At 66.5% G+C, this 18937-nt stretch carries 14 protein-coding genes; 6 read left to right on the top strand and 8 right to left on the bottom strand.

What is annotated here, in order from left to right; genetic code table 11:
- The first annotated feature begins 17 nt into the window (after positions 1–17).
- The 3 genes from CLU87_RS20505 to CLU87_RS20495 all read left to right on the top strand — a co-directional run bounded on the left by CLU87_RS20505 (position 18) and on the right by CLU87_RS20495 (position 3521).
- The gene (locus CLU87_RS20505) at positions 18–1295 is read left to right on the top strand and encodes an MFS transporter (RefSeq protein WP_099732278.1); all 1278 of its coding nucleotides are present in this window, start codon (positions 18–20) and stop codon (positions 1293–1295) included.
- 144 nt (positions 1296–1439) lie between these two features.
- A complete protein-coding gene (locus tag CLU87_RS20500; RefSeq protein WP_056742428.1) occupies positions 1440–1952 on the top strand; it encodes a DUF1993 family protein in 513 nt (170 codons plus the stop codon).
- Between the two features lie 177 nt (positions 1953–2129).
- Positions 2130–3521, top strand: coding sequence for a hypothetical protein (locus CLU87_RS20495; protein WP_099731624.1), 1392 nt, complete (start codon positions 2130–2132; stop codon positions 3519–3521).
- A 109-nt stretch (positions 3522–3630) separates the two neighbouring features.
- Here the strand turns inward: CLU87_RS20495 and CLU87_RS20490 are convergent, their stop codons facing one another.
- From CLU87_RS20490 to CLU87_RS20470, 5 genes are all read right to left on the bottom strand, one after another.
- Positions 3631–5868 (bottom strand): NADP-dependent isocitrate dehydrogenase, encoded by a 2238-nt coding sequence (locus tag CLU87_RS20490; protein ID WP_099731623.1) that lies wholly within the window; start codon positions 5866–5868, stop codon positions 3631–3633.
- A 241-nt stretch (positions 5869–6109) separates the two neighbouring features.
- On the bottom strand, positions 6110–6847 hold the full coding sequence (gene pdeM / locus CLU87_RS20485; RefSeq protein WP_099731622.1) for a ligase-associated DNA damage response endonuclease PdeM: 738 nt from the start codon (positions 6845–6847) through the stop codon (positions 6110–6112).
- Positions 6848–6852: 5 nt separating this feature from the next.
- Complete coding sequence (locus CLU87_RS20480) at positions 6853–9576, bottom strand: ligase-associated DNA damage response DEXH box helicase (RefSeq protein ID WP_099731621.1); 2724 nt, start codon at positions 9574–9576, stop codon at positions 6853–6855.
- The gene (locus CLU87_RS20475; RefSeq protein ID WP_099731620.1) at positions 9573–11270 is read right to left on the bottom strand and encodes an ATP-dependent DNA ligase; all 1698 of its coding nucleotides are present in this window, start codon (positions 11268–11270) and stop codon (positions 9573–9575) included. The genes CLU87_RS20480 and CLU87_RS20475 overlap by 4 nt, the downstream gene beginning before the upstream one ends.
- Complete coding sequence (locus CLU87_RS20470; protein WP_099731619.1) at positions 11267–12328, bottom strand: ligase-associated DNA damage response exonuclease; 1062 nt, start codon at positions 12326–12328, stop codon at positions 11267–11269. The genes CLU87_RS20475 and CLU87_RS20470 overlap by 4 nt, the downstream gene beginning before the upstream one ends.
- A 316-nt stretch (positions 12329–12644) precedes the next feature.
- Here CLU87_RS20470 and CLU87_RS20465 point away from each other — a divergent pair, with 316 nt between their 5' ends.
- Complete coding sequence (locus CLU87_RS20465) at positions 12645–13175, top strand: BON domain-containing protein (protein WP_056057007.1); 531 nt, start codon at positions 12645–12647, stop codon at positions 13173–13175.
- 29 nt (positions 13176–13204) lie between these two features.
- On the opposite strand, the gene CLU87_RS20460 is transcribed toward CLU87_RS20465, so the two are convergent.
- Positions 13205–13723, bottom strand: coding sequence for a hypothetical protein (locus tag CLU87_RS20460; protein ID WP_099731618.1), 519 nt, complete (start codon positions 13721–13723; stop codon positions 13205–13207).
- Between the two features lie 261 nt (positions 13724–13984).
- On the opposite strand from CLU87_RS20460, the gene CLU87_RS20455 reads away from it, so the two are divergent.
- The gene (locus CLU87_RS20455; protein WP_233193883.1) at positions 13985–15460 is read left to right on the top strand and encodes an ABC transporter substrate-binding protein; all 1476 of its coding nucleotides are present in this window, start codon (positions 13985–13987) and stop codon (positions 15458–15460) included.
- Positions 15461–15802: 342 nt separating this feature from the next.
- Here CLU87_RS20455 and CLU87_RS20450 read toward each other — a convergent pair whose 3' ends face one another.
- Together CLU87_RS20450 and CLU87_RS20445 are read right to left on the bottom strand one after the other, a co-directional pair.
- On the bottom strand, positions 15803–16810 hold the full coding sequence (locus CLU87_RS20450) for an alpha/beta fold hydrolase (RefSeq protein ID WP_158237478.1): 1008 nt from the start codon (positions 16808–16810) through the stop codon (positions 15803–15805).
- A gap of 2 nt (positions 16811–16812) precedes the next feature.
- Positions 16813–17805: a tripartite tricarboxylate transporter substrate binding protein gene (locus tag CLU87_RS20445; protein ID WP_158236091.1), complete on the bottom strand. Its 993-nt coding sequence runs from the start codon at positions 17803–17805 to the stop codon at positions 16813–16815.
- 94 nt (positions 17806–17899) lie between these two features.
- Here CLU87_RS20445 and CLU87_RS20440 point away from each other — a divergent pair, with 94 nt between their 5' ends.
- Positions 17900–18868, top strand: a complete 969-nt coding sequence (locus CLU87_RS20440) for a LysR substrate-binding domain-containing protein (RefSeq protein WP_099731616.1) — start codon at positions 17900–17902, stop codon at positions 18866–18868.
- The last annotated feature ends 69 nt before the right edge of the window (positions 18869–18937 follow it).

Raw genomic sequence — 18937 nt, 5'->3', positions numbered from 1 at the left:
TGCCTAAGATCCAACCCATGACTGCTTCCACCTCCGGCGCTACCGCCACCACTGCCAACCCCGTCCCCCTGCGGCAGGACGCCCGCACCATCGGCCTGATCGGTCTGGCCCACGGCAGCTCGCACTTCTTTCACATGCTGCTGCCGCCGCTGTTTCCGTGGCTGATCGGGGAGTTCGGCTTCAGCTATTCCGAGCTGGGCCTGCTGGTGTCGGTGTTCTTCGTGATCTCGGGCGTGGGCCAGGCGCTGTCGGGTTTCCTGGTGGACCGTGTGGGCGCGCGGCCGGTGATGTTTTTTGCGCTGTCGAGCTTTGCCGCAGCGGGGCTGGCGGCGGGCACGGCGCAGGGCTACACGGGCCTGCTGCTCGCGGCGGCTTTGGCGGGGCTGGGCAATGCACCGTTCCACCCGGTGGACTTCACCATTTTGAACAAGCGCGTGTCGCCCCAGCGCCTCGGGCATGGCTTTTCGGTGCACGGCATCAGCGGCAATCTGGGCTGGGCCACGGCGCCCGTGTTCATGGCGGGCATTGCTACCGCCACGGGCTCGTGGCGCACGGCCTGCCTGTGCGGCGCGCTGCTGGCCCTCACGGTGCTGGCCATCATGGTGTGGAACCGCGATGCGATTGACGACCGGCAGGGCGCCTGGGCACACCAGACCAAAGGCGGCGCAGCGGCGGCGAAGCCCGAGCACCCCATGGCCTTCCTCAGGCTGCCCTCGGTGTGGCTGTGTTTCTCGTTCTTTTTCTGGAGCACCTGTGCACTCAGCGCTATCCAGAGCTTTGCCAGCCCGGCGCTGCAGTCCATGTACGGCCTGCCGCTGAGCGTGACGGCCATGGTCGTCACCGGCTACATGCTGTGCGGCGCGGCGGGCATGCTGGTGGGCGGCTTTCTGGTGGGGCGTGTGCAGCGGCTGGAGAAGATCATCTCCGTGTGCCTGCTGGGCTCGGCCGCGCTGCTGGTGGTGGTGGCCTCGGGGCTGCTGCCCGGCATGGCGGCGCTGGTGGTGGCCTCGGTGGCGGGGCTGGGCACGGGCCTGGCGGGCCCCTCGCGCGACATGCTGATCAAGCGCGCCGCGCCCCCCGGTGCCACGGGCCGCGTGTATGGCACGGTGTATTCGGGGCTGGACCTGGGCTTTTGCCTGGCGGCACCGGTGTTTGGCGCCATGCTGGACCACGGCATGACGGCGGGCATCTTCTACGGCTCGGCCGTGACGCTGGGCCTGAGCGTGCTGTCGGCCGCGCTCGTGGGGGTGGGCGTGGCAGCACGGGCGGCACGGCCCGTGCCTGCAGCGGCCTGAAGGGTCCACGGGGCGGGGGCTCTGTACGGCGCCCAGCACGCCGCGCGGGCCTGTGTTGCAATCGCGGTCGGTGGCGCCGGGGCCCTGTTTGGCAGGGTTCGCAACGGCGCCCTTTGTTTTCAACGCACTTCCAGGACACCGCCCATGACGAACCCCATGTACAACGCCAGCATCCCCGTCTTTCGCCAGATGCTGGGCTCGCTCCAGGACATCCTGGCCAAGACCGAGGCCCATGCCACGGCCCGCAAGATCGAGCCGGACGCATTGCTGCTGGCCCGCCTGTTCCCTGACATGTTTCCCATGGCCCGCCAGGTGCTGATCGCCTGCGACTTTGCCAAGGGCGTGGCCGCGCGCCTGGCCGGTGTGGAGGTGCCTTCGCTGCCCGACGCCGAGCGCCCCGGTTTTTCCGACCTGACCGAGCGCATCCGCACGGTGCTGGCGTTCATCGAAGGCCTGCCGCAGGCAGCCTTTGCCGAGGCCGCCACGCGCCAGATCACCATCCAGCCCGGCACGCCGCGCGAAAAGCAGTTTGTGGGCGAGCACTACCTGCTGCACTACGGCCTGCCCCAGTTCTTCTTCCACGTGAACGCGACCTACGCCATCGCCCGCCACAACGGCGTGGAACTGGGCAAGCGCGACTACATGGGCAAGTTCTGACCCTGGGCCCTGTCCTGGGGCGCCAAGGTGCCCCGGGTGCTGCCGTGTGGGGTCAAGCATGCAGATATGGGTCAAAATGGCCCGTAGCGCTAGTGAATCATGCCTAAGATGCTATCAATTTTGTAGTATTTAACACGACGCCCAGCGCGGACAAAAAAGACAACGGAGACCCGACCCATGCCCACCCCCCGTGCCACACCACGCACCCTGCCAGCCCTGGCGCTGGCCGGCGTGACCTGCCTGCTTTCTGCCTGCGCGCCGGTGCCCACACAACCACCAGCTTCGGCGCCGGTGAGTGCCACGGCCGAGGCCGCGCCCACGGCCACCCCGTGCCCCAAGGACCTGGCGCCCATCGCCCGCTGCCTGTCGGGCAAGGACTCGGCCGGTGCGTATTACCTGGTGGCGGTGCCTCAGCAGTGGAACGGCCACCTAGTGCTGCACGCCCACGGCGGCCCGGCCCTGGGCGCGCCGAAGATGGAGCGGTCGGTGGAGGACCTGGAGCGCTGGGCCATCATGGTCCGCGCGGGGTACGCCTGGGCGGGCAGCACCTTCCGCCAGGGCGGTGTGGAGGTGCGTGCCGCGGCCGAGGACACCGAGCGGCTGCGCCAGATCTTCGTGCGCCACGTCGCCCAGCCGCAGCGCACCATCCTGCACGGCCAGTCCTGGGGCGCCAGCGTGGCGGCCAAGGGGGTCGAGATGTTCCAGACCACGGCCGATGGCAAGCGCCCCTACGACGCCGTGCTGCTCACCAGCGGCGTGCTGGCGGGCGGAACGCGCTCTTACGACTTTCGCACCGACCTGCGCGTGGTCTACCAGTACCTGTGCAACAACCACCCCCGGCCCACCGAGGTGCAGTACCCGCTGAACATCGGCCTGCCTGCCGATGCGGCGATGACCCAGGCGGACCTGGCCGCACGCGTGAACGAATGCCTGGCGCTGAACAAGCCGGTGGCCGAGCGCACGCCCGAGCAGCAGCGCAAAGTCAAAACCATCGTGGATGTGGTCCGCATCCCGGCCAGCTCCATCCAGGGCCACATGAACTGGGCCACCTTCCACTTCCGCGACGTGGTGCAGCACCGCACGGGCGGCGCCAGCCCATTTGGCAACCGGGGTGTGCAATACCGAGGTTCGCCCGACGATGCCGCGCTGAACGCCGCCGTGCTGCGCTACCGTGCAGACCCTGCCGCCGTGGCCCGCTTTGCGCAGGACACCGACCTGACCGGCCGCATCCCCGTGCCCGTGCTCACCGTGAAAGGCGTGGACGACCCCACGGCCTTTGTCGAGCTGGACGCCGCCTTCCGGGCTACCATGGCGCAAGGCGGCAGCGCGGCGCGCCTGGTGCAGACCTTCACCCAGCACAACACCCACAGCTACCTGAGCGACCCCACCTACCCCACGCTCATGACCGCGCTGCTGCGTTGGGTGGACGCGGGTGACAAGCCCACGTCCGAGGGCATTGCGCAGCAGTGCGCAGGCATGGAGGCCATGTTTGGCAAGGGCTGCGCCTTCCTGCCTGGCTATGTGCCGGCGGCGCTGAACACCCGCGTGGCCGATCGCGAGCGGCCGTAGATTGTTTTCTCTTGCGGTTCCCGCCGCGCCATAAAAAAAAGGCCCCGCTCTGCGGGGCCTTTTTCATTTGCCGCTGCAGCACAGGGCCGCAGCAGCGGTGGGGCCGGACTCAGGCCGCCACGGCCTTGAGGGCTTCGTTCAGCGTCTTGCTGGGGCGCATCACGGCGTCCAGCTTGGCCACGTCAGGCAGGTAGTAGCCACCGATGTCGGCGGGTGCACCCTGCACGGCAGCCAGTTCGGCCACGATGGTCTGCTCGTTGTCGGCCAGTTGCTTGGCCAGTGGCGCGAACAGTTGGGCCAGTTCGGCATCGGCCGTTTGCGTGGCCAGCTCTTGCGCCCAGTACAGGGCCAGGTAGAACTGGCTGCCACGGTTGTCCAGCTGGCCGGTCTTGGGCGAGGGGTTCTTGTTGTTGTCCAGCAGCTTGCCTGTGGCGGCGTCCAGCGTCTGGGCCAGGATCTTGGCCTTGCCGTTGCCGGTCTTCAGGCCCAGGTCTTCCAGCGACACGGCCAGCGCCAGGAATTCACCCAGCGAATCCCAGCGCAGGTGGTTTTCTTCCACCAGCTGCTGCACGTGCTTGGGGGCCGAGCCGCCTGCACCGGTTTCATACATGCCGCCACCGGCCATCAGCGGCACGATGGACAGCATCTTGGCCGAGGTGCCCAGTTCCATGATGGGGAACAGGTCGGTCAGGTAGTCGCGCAGGATGTTGCCGGTGGCGCTGATGGTGTCCAGGCCGCGGATCACGCGCTCCAGCGTGTAGCGCATCGCACGCACCTGGCTCATGATCTGGATGTCCAGGCCGGTGGTGTTGTGCTCGTGCAGGTACATCTTGACCTTGGTGATCAGCTGCGCTTCGTGCGGACGGTACGAGTCGAGCCAGAACACCACGGGCATGCCGGAGTTGCGGGCGCGGTTCACGGCCAGCTTCACCCAGTCGCGGATCGCGGCGTCCTTCACCTGGCACATGCGCCAGATGTCGCCTTGCTCCACGTTCTGGCTCAGCAGCACTTCGCCGGTGGCCAGGTCGGTGATGTTGGCCACGCCGTCTTCGGGGATCTCGAAGGTCTTGTCGTGGCTGCCGTATTCCTCGGCTTGCTGCGCCATCAGGCCCACGTTGGGCACCGTGCCCATGGTCTTGGGGTCGAACGCGCCGTGCCATTTGCAGAAGTTGATGATCTCCTGGTAGATGCGGGCGAAGGTCGATTCGGGCATCACGGCCTTCACGTCCTTCAGGCGGCCGTTGGCGTCCCACATCTTGCCGCCGTTGCGGATCATGGCGGGCATGGAGGCGTCCACGATGATGTCGTTGGGCGAGTGGAAGTTGGTGATGCCCTTGGCCGAGTCGACCATGGCCAGCTCGGGACGGTGCTCGTGGCAGGCGTGCAGGTCGCGCTTGATCTCGTCGCGCTGGCTTTGCGGCAGGGTCTCGATCTTGGCGTACAGGTCCACCATGCCGTTGTTCACGTTCACGCCCAGCTCTTCAAAGGTCTTGGCGTGCTTGGCGAACGCGTCCTTGTAGAAGATGCGCACGCAGTGGCCGAACACGATGGGGTGGGACACCTTCATCATCGTGGCCTTCACGTGCAGCGAGAACATCACGCCGGTCTTGCGTGCGTCTTCGATTTCCTTCTCGTAGAACTCCAGCAGCGCCTTCTTGCTCATGAACATGCTGTCGATCACTTCGCGGTCGAGCAGGCTGACCTTGGGCTTCAAGACGATGGCCTTGCCGCTCTTGGTGATCAGCTCCATCTTCACGTCACGGGCGCGGTCCAGCGTCATGGACTTTTCGCCGTGGTAGAAGTCGCCGGCGTGCATGTGCGACACATGCGAACGCGAGGCCTGGCTCCACTCGGCCATGCTGTGCGGGTTCTTGCGGGCGTATTCCTTCACGGCCTTGGGCGCACGGCGGTCGGAGTTGCCTTCGCGCAGCACGGGGTTCACGGCGGAGCCGGTGCACTTGCTGTAGCGGGCCTTGATTTCTTTCTCTTTGTCGTCCTTGGGCTGGTCCGGGTAGTCGGGCAGGGCGTAGCCCTTGGACTGCAGCTCGGCGATGGCGGCCTTGAGCTGCGACACGGACGCGGAGATGTTGGGCAGCTTGATGATGTTGGCATCGGGCTGCAGCGTCTTCTTGCCCAGCTCGGCCAGGTTGTTGGGCACGCGCTGTTCTTCGGTCAGGTAGTCGGGGAACTCACCCAGGATGCGCGCTGCCACCGAGATGTCGCTCTCCAGCACGTTGATGCCTGCCGGTGCCGCGAACGTGCGAATGATGGGCAGGAAGGAAGCCGTGGCCAGACGGGGTGCTTCGTCGGTCAGGGTGTAGATGATGGAAGGTTGCTGGGTCGTCATGGCTTGTCTCACGAAACAGAGTAGGTAGATGCCCCCGGCTGCGTCGCAGCGGGGCCAAACGCGGATGCTCTCTGATTCTCCTTGCTCGGGGCTGTCACTGCCCGCTGTTTTTGCAATCGAATCTCACAATGCAAAATTATCATAAGCCCAGGGCACTTTTTTTCACCAAATAGGTGGTAATCACCCTGCGGCCTTCTGCAGTTTGAACCCGTTAGCGCTCGCGCGCCACCCCCCGCAGACCCTAGGAACTCCCCCCAGGAACAGCTACCACGCTGCCAGGCAGGACGGCAAACTGCGTCCAGTGCGCGGGCAGGGTGTCGGGCGCCGTGCCGGTGAAAGCCCCGAAGGCGGGCAGGACCAACTGTCCGTCGCCCCAGCCAAAGCAGGGCGCCCGCAGCGCATCGCGCGCCGGGCCCCGCAGCCGCAGTGTGGGGTGCAGATGCCCGGCGAGCACCGTGTGGCCCGCCACGGCCTGCGGGTGGTGGCAGGCCAGCACCGGCGCATCGGCCCCAGGCAACCAGGGCTCGTTGACCAGCGCCAGTGCCAGCGCGGCTGGCGGGTCGCCCGCATGCAGGTCATGGTTGCCGCGCACCAGGGTCATCGCCACACGGGCATGGCGCTGGCGCCAGGGCAGCAGCTGATGCCACAGCGCATCGGCCGCGCCGCTGCGCGCGTGCAGGAAGTCACCTAGAAACACCAGGTGATCGGCGCCGGTGGCAGCGAGCACCGCGTCCAGCCGCGCCAGGTTGTCGGCCGTGGTGCCGTGGGGCACCGGCTGGCCTGCGCGGCGGAAGGTGGCAGCCTTGCCGAAATGCACATCCGCCACCAGCACCATGTGCGCGGCGGGCCACCACAGGGCGCGCTGGGGCAGCAGTTGCAGTGCGGTGCCGCAGGGCAGGGTAATGGCGTGCGCACCGATGGGGGGCGTAGGGACAGCCGGCGTTCCGAGGGCTGCTGTGTGAAGGGGGAGCGTGGTCATCGTGCTCAGAATCCGTGGCGTCTGCGGGTGCGGCGGGGGGGGGCCCCGCCCGCTGCACGGCGCGCGCGTTGTGTGCGGGCGCCGGAGCTATCGGGCAGGTCCCACGCCATATCTGTGGACTGCACCGCGTGCTGCGCCAGGTGGGTGCCCGTGGTCGCGTCGGCCGCCTGCTCCAGCGCCTGCACCATGCGCGCCAGACGGTCGGCCAGTGTCTCGGTGCTCAGGCGCTCGCGAAAGCGTTCCACCATCAGCGGCAGGGCAAACGGGGTGGGGCGCTCCAGGGCGTGGATGGACAGGGTCTGCGCCTGCATGCCGCGCAGCGTGCGGGCCAGCCGGTCCATGTCCAGCTCGTTCGTCAGCAGCTCGGCGCGTGCTTGGGCCAGCAGCAGGTTGTCGGGGTCGTACTGCGCAAACACGTCGTAGTACAGCGACGACGAGGCCTGCAGCTGGCGGCTGCTGCGCTGCTCGCCCGGGTGGCTCTGAAAGATCAGGCCCGCGATGCGCGCGATCTCGCGAAAGCGCCTGCGCGCCATCTCGGTGGCGTTCAGGCTGGCCAGCACTTCGTCTTCGAGCCCGCGACCGATGGTGGTGTGAGTGCCTTCGCCAATCAGCCGCGGAAGCAGCGTGGCCCAGTCCACCGGCTTGGCCGACAGCAGCTCCAGCCCATAGTCGTTGACCGCGATGGAGAAGGTGTTGGGCACCTGCTGCGATGCGCGCCAGCCCAGCAGCCCGGCCAGACCCAGGTGCACCAGGCGCCCCGCCAGCGGGTACAGGTACAGGTGCCAGCCCTCGCGCGTGTGCAGGGTTTCGGCCACCAGGCGGCCCGGGGTGGGCAGGGCCGACCAGGCCTGCTGCAGCTCCAGCAGCGGCCGGACGCAGCGCATCTCGGGCGTGGTGAATTGGCCGCGCTCAGCCTGCGCCAGCTGTTCCAGCATCGCATCGGCCAGCGTGTTTGACAGCGGCATGCGCCCGCCACTCCAGCGCGGCAGTGCGGCGCTGCCCCTGGGGGCGATGCGCACATAGGCCGTCATCTGCTGGGTGCGCACCAGCTCCAGCAGCCGGCCTGCAAACATGAACACATCGCCCTTGCGCAGCCGGGCGATAAAGCTCTCTTCCACCGACCCCAGGCGCCCGCCGCTCACAAACTGCACCTGCATGCTGGCGTCGCTCACGATGGTGCCGATGTTGCTGCGGTGGCGGCGCGCCAGGCGGGCATCGGGCACGCGACAGATACCTTCGTCGTCGGGTACCACGCGGTGAAAGTCCGGGTAGGTGGCCAGCGATGCGCCGCCCTGGCGCACGAACTGCAGCGCCCATTGCCAGTCGTTGTCGGCCAAGGCAGCGTAGGCCGGTGCGCGGCGCACCTCGGCCAGCAGCGCATCGGGCACAAAGCCGCCGCCCAGCGCCACGGTGACCAGGTGCTGCACCAGCACATCGAGCGGCGCACGCGGCGTTTGCCGGTCTTCAATGCGGCCCTGAGCCAGCGCGTGGTGTGCGGCGGCAGCTTCCACCAGCTCCAGGCTGTGCGTCGGCACCAGCGTGATGCTGGAGCTGCGCCCCGGCGCATGGCCCGAGCGGCCCGCACGCTGCACCAGCCGCGCCACGCCCTTGGCCGAACCGATCTGCAGCACCTGCTCCACCGGCAAAAAGTCCACGCCCAGGTCCAGGCTCGATGTGCACACCACGGCCTTGAGCTGCCCGGCTTTGAGGCCTTGCTCCACCCAGTCGCGCACCTCATGCCCCAGCGACCCATGGTGCAGCGCAATGGTGCCGGCCCAGTCGGGCCGTGCCTCCAGCAGCGCCTGGTACCAGCGCTCCGCCTGAGACCGGGTGTTGGTGAACACCAAGGTGGACGCTGCCGCTTCGATCGACTGCACCACCTGCGGCAGCAGGCTCAGCCCCATGTGGCCCGCCCAGGCAAAGCGGTCGGCCCGCGCGGGCAGCATCACCTGCACCTCCAGCCGCTTGTCGATACGGCCCTGCACCAGCACGGCGGGCGGTGGCTGTGACCCGTCCGGCACGGGCTGCGGCAGCAAGGTGTGCAGCGCCTCATCCAGGTTGCCCAGCGTGGCCGACATGCCCCACACCTGCAGCGCCGGGTTCCAGCCCGACAGGCGCGCCAGCGCCAGCTGCACCTGCACGCCGCGCTTGTTGCCCACCAGTTCGTGCCATTCGTCCACCACCACTAGGCGTACGCTGGCCAGGCGCTCACGCGCATCGGCGCGGGCCAGCAGCAGCGACACGCTTTCGGGCGTGGTCACCAGCAGCGTGGGCAGACGGCGGTCTTGCGCAGCGCGCTCGCCGCTGGCCGTGTCGCCCGTGCGCAGGCCGCTGGTCCAGGTGGGCGCAAGGTCGGGCAGCGGTGCCTGCAGGGCGCGCAGCGAATCAGCAGCCAATGCGCGCATGGGCGTGATCCACAGCACGGTGAGGGGCGGTGCCGCAGCGCGGCGCGTACGCAGGGTGGTGCGGGCGCTGGGGACTTTGGGTGCTTCTTCGGGCGGTGGTGCAGCATCGGCCTGCGCCAGATGCTGCAGCGCGCCCAGCCACACCGCATAGGTCTTGCCCGCGCCCGTGGTGGCGTGCAGCAGGCCCGAGCGGCCCTCGCCCATCGCGCGCCACACGTCTTGCTGGAAGCCGAAGGGCTGCCACCCGCGCGCCGCCATCCAGGCGGCTGCGGCACTCGGTGCCACCGGGGGCAGGGGCTTGCGCGGGCGGCGCGTCGTGCTCATGCGGCCGCGTCCTGCCCAGGCAGCAGTGCCATCAGCGTTTGCAAGGTATCGGCCTCGGCCACGGGTTTGTCTTGCCGCCAGCGCAGCATGCGCGGAAAGCGCACGGCAATGCCGCTCTTGTGGCGCGGGCTGCGCGCAATGCCTTCGAAGCCCAGCTCAAACACCAGCGTCGCGTCCACGCTGCGCACGGGCCCGAAGCTCTCGCGCGTGGTCTTGCGGATGATGGCGTCCACCTGCGCAATCTCGGCATCCGTCAGGCCCGAATAGGCCTTGGCAAAAGGCACCAGCTGCCGGTCTGGGTCGTCCTGCGGCCCGGTCCACACGGCAAAGGTGTAGTCGGTGTAGAGGCTTGCGCGGCGGCCATGCCCACGCTGGGCGTAGATGAGCACCGCATCCACGCTCATGGGGTCGATCTTCCACTTCCACCACACGCCCACATCCTTGGTGCGGCCCACACCGTACTGCGCGCTGCGGTGCTTGAGCATGAAACCCTCGGTGCCCATGCTGCGCGCGGCCTCGCGCTGGCGTGCCAGGTTGTGCCAGTCGGCGCCATGCAGCAACTCGCTCAGGCGCAGGGCCTTGTGGGGCGGGGGAGCGATGGCGGTGTCATCGGGTTGCTGCAGCATGGCCTCAAGCAGCGCGCGGCGTTCCTGCTGGGTCTGCGTGCGTACATCCTGCCCTGCGTGCTCCAGCAGGTCGTAGACCACCAGCACCACAGGCAGCTCGCGCAGCAGCTTGGGGGTCAGCGTCTTGCGACCCAGGCGCTTTTGCAGGTCGGCAAAGGGGCGGGGCTGGGGCTCGCCCGGCAGCCACACCAGGATCTCGCCATCGACCACTGTGCCGTCAGGGAGCTGCTCCATCGCGGCCTCGGCCAGTTCGGGGAAGCGGTCGGTCACCAGCTCTTCGCCGCGTGACCAGATCCACACCGCACCGCCCCGGCGCACGATCTGCGCGCGGATGCCGTCCCACTTCCATTCCACCAGCCAGTCACTGGGCGTGCCCAGCAGTGCAGGCATCTCGGCCACGGGCTGGTTGAACGGGTGGGCCAAGAAGAACGGGTAGGGCTGGCCTGCATCGGCAGCATCCTGCGTACTGGCATCGTCGTCCACCGGCGCGATCAGCGCCTGGTAATCGCTGGCCTGCGGTTGCCGGCCGATCTGTGTGTAGCCCATCAGCCGGTGTGCGATGCGCTTGGGGTCCAGCGCGCTCACCGTGGCCAGCGCCTGCGTCACCTGCAGGCGCGACACCCCCACGCGGAAGTTGCCGGTGATGAGCTTGAAGTACACAAAGCGCTGCTCGGGCGCCAGCATGTTCCATTGCGTGCGCAGACGGGTATCGGCGTCACCCTGCGGCAGGGCGCGCAGGGGCAGCAGCTGAGCCATCCATTCGGCCAGTGTCAGTTCGGTGGGCTGGGTGGGCAGCGGCAGCAGCAGCGCCAGCGTTTCGGCCAGGTCGCCCACGGCCTGGTAGCTTTCCTCGAACAGCCACTCGGGCAGGCCCGCAGCCTCTTGCGCCAGCACCTTGAGGCGCTTGGTGGGCACCATCTGGCGGGGTTTGCCGCCTGCGAGAAAGTAGGTGGCCCAGGCCGCATCAGCGGGCGGTGCAGCACGAAGATACGCCACCAGCGCTGCGAGTTTGGCCGACTGCGCGGTGGTGGCGTCGAGCGCCTGGAACAGCTGGGCAAAGGCCTTCATGCCGACCCCTCGGGTGCGGGCTCGCTGCCTGCTTCGGGCGCGGAACCTGCATCGTCCTCGTTGTCATCGGCGCCGTATTCGGTCGCAAACACCTTGGCGTCCAGCCCCTGCTCGCACAGCCAGCGCACCATCACGGCCGTGCTGCCGTGCGTCACGATGACGCGCTCCGCGCCCGTGGCGCCAATGGCTTTTTGCAAGCTGGGCCAGTCGGCGTGGTCGCTCATCACAAAGCCCCGGTCCACCCCCCGGCGTCGGCGTGCGCCGCGCACCAGCATCCAGCCGCTGGCAAACGCGTCGGAGTGTTCGCCAAACCGCTTGAGCCAGGGTGTTCCCGCTGCCGAGGGCGGCGCCAGCACCAGCGCGCGTTTCAGGTCGGCCTTGGTGAGGCCAGGGTCCGTCACGCGCAGCGTGGGCGGCAGGTCCACGCCCGCCGCGCGGTACACGGCGTTGAGCGGCTCCACCGCCCCATGCACTACGATGGGCCCGATGCTGGCATCCACCCCATGCAGCAGCCGCTGCGCCTTGCCGAAGGCGTAGGCATACAGCACGCTGGCCTTGCCCGCCGCTGCATTGGCAGCCCACCAGGCATTGATGTCGGCAAACAGCGTGGGCTGCGACGGCCAGCGGTAGATCGGCAGGCCAAAGGTGGACTCGGTGATGAAGGTGTGGCAGCGCACCGGCTCGAAGGGCGGGCAGGTGCCATCGTCTTCCAGCTTGTAGTCGCCCGAGGCCACCCACACCTGGCCGCCTTGTTCGACGCGCACCTGGGCCGACCCCAGCACATGCCCGGCCGGGTGCAGCGAAACGCGCACGCCATGGTGGTTGATGACCTCGCCGTAGGCCAGCGTCTGCAGCGCGATGTCCGCCCCCAGCCGGTTGCGCAGCGTGCCCGCGCTGTCGTGGTGCGCCAGGTAGTGGGCCGAGCCCATGCGTGCGTGGTCTGAGTGGGCATGCGTGATCACGGCCCGCTCCACCGGCCGCCAGGGGTCGATGTAGAAGTCGCCAGGCGGGCAGTACAGGCCTTCGGGGCGGTGGACGATCAATTCAATGCGGGACATGCGTGTGGCATCGTAGGCGGCAAGGCAAAGTCGGTGGGACTGCCCGGGTTTGCCCGGTGGGGTGTTGCAGGCACTTTTGACGTCCAATCTGCCACAAGCGCCGGTATTGCATGTCTCATTTGCTATCAATAATGAAGCGTATGGCCTGTTGGGCCGTGCCGCTCAAGGCGCGTCCCTGCCCATCATCCCGCCATCGGTTGCGCCGTCTGCAGGACTGCGCCGCGTTCTGCGCATGGTCGGCTGTCTTTACGGCAGAAAACCACGCCCGTACGATGGCGGTCGCCTGCGGCCCAGACCCGCAGCCAGGGACTCATCCATGCGCATGTATCCGTCGTATCGGTCGCTTTTTGTCGTGCTCTACGGCCCGGTTTTGGGCCTCGTGGCCGCATCAGCCGGCGCCCAGGCCCCTTCGGGCGCCGCGCCGCGCACCAACGCCTTCAACGACCCCTTCGTCCAAGTCACCCAAGCCATCCCGCAATGCCCCGTGCCCGAAGGGCCTCTGTACACCGAGGCCGAGGTGCGCGAACTGGCGCATGTGCGCTCTCAGCATGGCGGCAGCTGCCACCGCGTGGGGCGCTGTCGCCTGCCCAACTCCTACCTCTACGACGCCGAGATCATCCCGCGCGTGCAGCGCTACATCCAGCAGGACGGCCGCTTTGACGACACCAGCGTGTGGGTGCTGGGCGAGCGGCGGCTGGTGACGCTCAAGGGCTGCGTCCAGTCGCAGGCGCAGTCCGACGCGCTGGAGAAGGCTGTGTGGCTGGTAGACGATGTAATGGGGGTGATCAACCTGCTGCAGGTGGGGACGGATGCAGCGGCGGCGCGGTACCCCTTGCTCAGACCTTGACGGCGCTCTGAACAAGGGCAGGCTGCGCTTCAGTCGAAATGTGTGATTGAGAAACGCACACTCGCCTGGCCGTTGTTCTTAGGCAGTGCATGCATGCCCAATACAACCAAGTCTCCTCGTGTCGACCGGTATTGCACTTCACGGAGGGTAGGCACCACCGTACTCAGGTTGGTGCTGTATGCGGGTGTGGGGTCCGTGCCGTCATGGGATGCTGTGGAGTGCTGCAGCCCCTGGCCCAAGAGTTGAGCATCCAAGGCATTCCAGACCCGTTCGCCTGCGCCAGCTGCCGTGGTGAAGCCAAGCTGCGATTGCGGCGGCTTGTTGCCATCGCCCACCGATCCGAAGTATTCCTGATCCTCTGCACCCTCCGGTACTCCCAGGCTTCGAATCAATCGCGATATGCCCGCGTAGTAAACAGGAGATCCGGGCTGCGCCACGAAATCCTCCATAGAAAACATGTAGCCGATGGTGATGAGCAGGCCACACAGGGCGGCGAAGGCTACACCCGCCAGGGAAAGGATCACGGTTCGGATGGAGGTGCGGCTCATAGGGCAGATCGTTGGGCACCGGATTGTGGTGCTGAGCAACGTGTCCTACCGGGATTTCCATGGTCTCCAGACCCATTCATGTGCTGCAAAGTGCTGCCTTTCATTCACAAGGAGTTATCTGTGCAGCTGCTGTCTTCCCCGCTTTTATCTAGATACCTGCCAGCCGTGTCCATCGTCGCTGTGGCTCTGCTCCCCTGCCTGCTGCCCAACTATGCCTGGGCCAAACCCTTCAAGTGGTCCGGCTCCAGCGACATCCAGACCATGGACATCCATTCGCAGAACAGCGCTCTGGGCAACGGCATCCATGCGGCGGTGTACGAGTCGCTGGTCATGTTCAACAGCCGCACGCTCAGGGTGGAGCCGCTGCTGGCCACGTCGTGGCAGCAGGTCAGCCCCACGCAAATGCGCTTCAAGCTGCGCCAGGGCGTGAAGTTCAGTGATGGCTCTGCCATGACAGCGGACGACGTCGTGTATTCGCTGCAGCGTGCGATGAGCAAGACCTCTACCTACGCCATCTACACCCAGGGCATGGACCGCATTGCCAAGGTGGATGGCGAGACCATCGACATCTTTCTGAAGAACCCCAACCCGGTGCTGCTCAACCAGCTGACCGAGCTGCGCGTGATGAGCAAGGCCTGGGCCGAGAAGAACAACGCGGTGGAGCCCAAGGACATCAAGGCCAAGGACGAAACCTATTCGCACCGCAATGCCATGGGGACAGGCCCGTACGTGCTCAAGGAATGGGTGCCCGACCAGAAGATCGTGTTCGCTGCCAATCCGGGCTGGTGGAATGCGGGAAAGGTGGAGGGCAACGTGACCGAGATCACCTACCTGCCCATCAAGTCCGAGGCCACGCGCATTGCCGCGTTGCTGTCGGGCGAGGTGGACATGGTGCGCGACACCAGCATCCAGGACTTGGCGCGCATTAAGGCCAACCCCAATCTCAAGGTCATGGAGATGGTGGAGAACCGCACCGTGTACCTGGCCATGGACCAGTTCCGCGACGAACTGGCGGGCAGCAACATCAAGGGCAAGAATCCGCTGAAAGACCTGCGCGTGCGCAAGGCGCTGTACCAGGCCATCGATGGCGCAACACTGCAGCGAGTGACCATGCGCGGCATGTCCAAACCCACGGGCGCGATGGTTTCGCCCCTGGTCAACGGCTGGACCGAGGCGGTCGACAAACGTTTGCCCTACGACCCCAATGCCGCCAAAGAGCTGCTGACACAAGCCGGCTACAGCGATGGCTTTGAGGTGGACTTTGCCTGCAGCAACAGCGCCATCGTGCAGGACGAGCAACTGTGCCAGGCGATCACTGCCATGTGGTCGCGCATCGGCGTCAAGGCTAAGCTGCGCACCATGCCCGCTGTGAGCTACTACCCCATGGCCCAGCGGCACGAGGCCAGCATCGCGCTGCTGAGCTGGGGCGTGCCCACGTTTGATGCGCTGTACACGCTGCAATCGCTCACCCGCACCAAGACCACGGGGGGCGATGGCAACTACAACCTGGGCCGCTACAGCAACGAGCGCATGGACTACATCGTGGACCGCGTCAAGACCGAGACCGACCTGCCCGTGCGCAACCGCCTGCTGACCGAAGGCCTGCAGCTGCAGAACGACACCGTGGCCCATATCCCGCTGCACAACCAGATGCTAGCCTGGGCCATGAAGAAAAACGTGGAGCTGGTGCAGCGGCCAGACAACCGGATCGACTGGCGGCTGATCAAGGTGAACTGAAGCCCACTGGGTGCTGCGCGCGCCACGTCAATAGCCTGTGGGCTGTGTAAAAGGCTGAACCCCTCATGCGCCGGTCCGTCTTTTGGCGGACTAGCGACTCTGCTGAGCAAAGTGGTTCAAAGGCTGAGACGGGTGCAGCGATGCGCTGGTTCCGGCCACAGAGACAGGCGCACCCCAGGGCGACGCTGAATGAGTCTGTGCGATGGCGCCCGCCCTGGTTGGGGTGGGGATGCAATACGCAAACCGCAGCGATAGCTGGTGCTATCGCGAGGATTTGCAACGCGGCACACCGCCCAAAGCAGGGAAGAAGCGCGGCGTGCGAGGGACTTGTTCAGCGTTGCCCTAGTTGAGCAGCCACCGCAGTTCGGGCGCAAGGCGGCGCCACTCGACACCCGAGGCCATGTGGCCGAACGGGCTCTCCAGCTCCACGTAGCGAACCGGCACCGACATCGAACGCACGATGGCCTCTGTCTCGCGCTCCGGCGGAAAAATCGCATCGGTCGTGCACACCACAAACAGCAGCCGCGCCTGCAGGTCATGGACCCGTTGCCGGACATCAAACGTTTCGGCCGCTGCGGCCAACGTGATCATGCTGTGGGGATCGAAGCGGTTGGCCCAGGCCCGGCATTGCCGCTCAAGCAGTGCTTGCCGCTCTGTCGGGTCTGGCACCCGCTCTTCATAGAGTCTTTCGAGGCCGTAGTTGCGCAGCGTCTGAATGCGCAACTCGAACAGGGTCTGCGCCATTCCTCCGTGTGCGTAAAAGTCTCCATCGCGCCACTCGGGGCTGGCTGCAAACCGCTCGCGCTGCCCCGCCGCGCTGAGTCCTTTCGGGTGGGTGAGGCCCGAGACGATGGAGCCGACCGCATCCACCATGCCGGGATGCTGCAGCCCCCATTGCAGCGCCTGCCATCCGCCATACGAAGGCCCTACCACGGCTCGCAGATGGGTGACACCCAGCTGCTGCAGCAGGCGGCGCTGCACGCCAACGATGTCTTGCAAGGTGATCGCCGGAAACGTCTGCCCCCAGGGTTGCCCGGTCTCGGGGTTGATGCTGGATGGGCCCGTAGTGCCAAACGATGACCCCAGCATATTGCTGCACACGATGAAATATCGGTCGGTATCCAGTGGTTGTCCGGGTCCCAGCAAGGGCGCCCATGAGCCTTCTGCGGTGTGGTGACCTTGAGAGAGCATGGACGGCGCGCTGGTGTAGCCGTGCGTGACCAGGATTCCGTTGCCTCCATCTGCGGCCAGATGCCCGTGCGCCACGTAGGCGACCTCCACATCGGGCAATACGACGCCACTCACCAGTTCGTAAGGGCCGATGGAAACGATTTGAATGTCTTGCTCCATGCTCAGTCCGGTTTGATCCCTGCGGTCTTGATCACCTGTGCCCATTTTTCAGTCTCCTTGCGCACGAACTCGCCAAACTGCGCGGGACTGGATCCCACGACCACCGCGCCGATGTCTTCCTGCTTGGCACCCACGGCACCACCTAACGCGCTTTTTGCCGCCGTATGCAAACGTTCCACCGCCTGCGTCGGCGTACCGCGTGGCACCGTCAGTCCGGCCCAGGCGGTTGCCTCAAAGCCCGGAACCCCGCTTTCCGCCATCGTGGGCAAATCAGGAAACAATTTGATCCGGGCCGGACTGGTGATGGCCAGGGGCACAAGCCGTCCTGCCTTGGCATAGGGAATCACGGCATCCTGGTTGATCACCAGCAGATCCACCTGACCACCCAGCAGGTCGTTCAGCGCCGGCGCGCCGCCCCGGTAGGGAATGTGCAGCAGAGAGACCCCGGCACGCTGCTTGAGCAGCTCAATGGCCAAGTGCCCTGAGGACCCGTTACCCGAGCTTGCGTAGGTCAGTTTTCCTGGTTTGGCCTTCGCCGCTGTCAGCACATCGGCCAGCGTTTTAAACCCCGTGGACGGGTGGGCAACCAGCACGTTGGACCCCGCCACCAGCTGCGTGACGTGGACAAAATCGCGAACAAAGTCGTGTCCGACCTTGGGCAGCAGGGCGGGCGCGGTCGTGTTGGCGATGCCCGACATCAGCACCGTGTGGCCGTCCGGCGCGCTGCGCATCAAGGCCTCAACGCCCAGCACACCTCCAGCGCCAGGCCGGTTGTCGATGACCATGGGCTGGCCCAGCGACCGCGCCATGTCTTCAGCCAGCATCCGCGCCAACGCGTCGGACGGCCCCCCCGCTGGCGCTGCAACGATCAGTTGGACAGGGCGCGTGGGCCAGCCGGGCGCTTGCGCCCGCGCCGAGGCACCGCACACGCTCGCAGCAGCTCCCAGCAGCCAATCTCGGCGGTTCAGACCCATGGTTTTGGTGTTCGGCATCATGTCTTGTCTCCAATGTTGTTGGGCCGCATCTTGACCGTCAGAGGTTTCATGGACAAATGAATATTCGGCCTGATCCATTAGCATTGCCGATACGATGAAATCGGCTGTCACTCCGTTGCTCAACCGCCTGCTGGCGCGTGGCAAATTCCGCCACCTCCAGGTGGTGCTCAAGCTTGCCGAGCTGGGGAGCGTGCAACGCACGGCCGACGCATTTGGCATGACGCAGTCTTCCATCACGCAGACCTTGGCGTACGTGGAGAACCTGATGGAGGCCAAACTTTTCCATCGGCACGCGCGGGGCGTTAGGCCCACGCCCGCCTGCATGGACCTGCTTCCCGTGGCGCGCCAGATGATGTTGGGCTTGATCGAAGGTGCAGAGATCGTGGCCGCGCGATCCAGCCAGGGCCGCACTTCGATACGCATCGCCGCTTCGGCCGCTGCCGCCAATGGCCTGCTGGTGCGGCGTTTGCCTGATTTCCATGCAGGCTACCCCGCCATCGAGGTTTTGCTGCGCGAGGCCGAGCGCGACGACCTGCTGATGCTCATCGCCCGAGGTGAGGTGGATCTCGTTGCGTGCCGGCACCCTGGAGTGGTTCCCACCGGATGGACATTTCAACCGCTGCTGGACGATCCCCTGGTGGTGGTGTGCCGGCCGGATCACCCGCTCGCCCGGTCGCGCCGGGTAGCGTGGTCACAGTTGGGGCGGCATGCTTGGCTGCTGACACCGGCCGGTTCGGTCGTGCGCGAGCGCTTTGACAACCTTGCGACCCAGTTTCAGGATGCGCCGGTTTACTACCCGTTGATCACGCGCTCGTTGTCCGCCCTGAGTACCGTTTTGCAGCAGGAACAACTGCTTTCGCTGTTACCGCTCAGCATCGTCTGCGGATTGCTCCAATCAGGCGATCTGGTCGCTCTTCCCACTCGCGAAGGCGGCACCATCGATCCGCTGGGACTGCTGTACCCGCTTGGCCACCTGCCCGAGGCGTCTGAAGCGCTGCGGACTTTCCTGGTGAGAAGCAACGAGCCAGCCTCCTTGCCGACTCCCAGAACCCCGAATACCTGATCGCCGTGGCTTGGCGGGCCTTGCACCGCGGCCCTTGAACGGCAGCCCGGGCCTGGGGCTACGAAGTCG

Source organism: Acidovorax sp. 59, assembly GCF_002754175.1.
In the GTDB taxonomy this organism is placed as follows: domain Bacteria; phylum Pseudomonadota; class Gammaproteobacteria; order Burkholderiales; family Burkholderiaceae_C; genus Acidovorax; species Acidovorax delafieldii.
The sequence above is the reverse complement of the archived record's forward strand: the minus strand, read 5'-3'. Positions and strand labels throughout refer to the sequence as shown.

Excerpts from the sequence above, each read along its gene's own strand:
- CLU87_RS20470 (WP_099731619.1), bottom strand. The coding sequence starts at position 12,328 with ATGTCCCGCATTGAATTGATCGTCCACCGCCCCGAAGGCCTGTACTGC.
- CLU87_RS20465 (WP_056057007.1), top strand. The coding sequence starts at position 12,645 with ATGCGCATGTATCCGTCGTATCGGTCGCTTTTTGTCGTGCTCTACGGC.
- CLU87_RS20490 (WP_099731623.1), bottom strand. The coding sequence starts at position 5,868 with ATGACGACCCAGCAACCTTCCATCATCTACACCCTGACCGACGAAGCA.
- CLU87_RS20500 (WP_056742428.1), top strand. The coding sequence starts at position 1,440 with ATGACGAACCCCATGTACAACGCCAGCATCCCCGTCTTTCGCCAGATG.
- CLU87_RS20460 (WP_099731618.1), bottom strand. The coding sequence starts at position 13,723 with ATGAGCCGCACCTCCATCCGAACCGTGATCCTTTCCCTGGCGGGTGTA.
- CLU87_RS20445 (WP_158236091.1), bottom strand. The coding sequence starts at position 17,805 with ATGATGCCGAACACCAAAACCATGGGTCTGAACCGCCGAGATTGGCTG.
- CLU87_RS20495 (WP_099731624.1), top strand. The coding sequence starts at position 2,130 with ATGCCCACCCCCCGTGCCACACCACGCACCCTGCCAGCCCTGGCGCTG.
- CLU87_RS20505 (WP_099732278.1), top strand. The coding sequence starts at position 18 with ATGACTGCTTCCACCTCCGGCGCTACCGCCACCACTGCCAACCCCGTC.
- CLU87_RS20480 (WP_099731621.1), bottom strand. The coding sequence starts at position 9,576 with ATGAGCACGACGCGCCGCCCGCGCAAGCCCCTGCCCCCGGTGGCACCG.
- CLU87_RS20455 (WP_233193883.1), top strand. The coding sequence starts at position 13,985 with ATGGACATCCATTCGCAGAACAGCGCTCTGGGCAACGGCATCCATGCG.
- CLU87_RS20450 (WP_158237478.1), bottom strand. The coding sequence starts at position 16,810 with ATGGAGCAAGACATTCAAATCGTTTCCATCGGCCCTTACGAACTGGTG.
- CLU87_RS20475 (WP_099731620.1), bottom strand. The coding sequence starts at position 11,270 with ATGAAGGCCTTTGCCCAGCTGTTCCAGGCGCTCGACGCCACCACCGCG.
- pdeM (WP_099731622.1), bottom strand. The coding sequence starts at position 6,847 with ATGACCACGCTCCCCCTTCACACAGCAGCCCTCGGAACGCCGGCTGTC.
- CLU87_RS20440 (WP_099731616.1), top strand. The coding sequence starts at position 17,900 with ATGAAATCGGCTGTCACTCCGTTGCTCAACCGCCTGCTGGCGCGTGGC.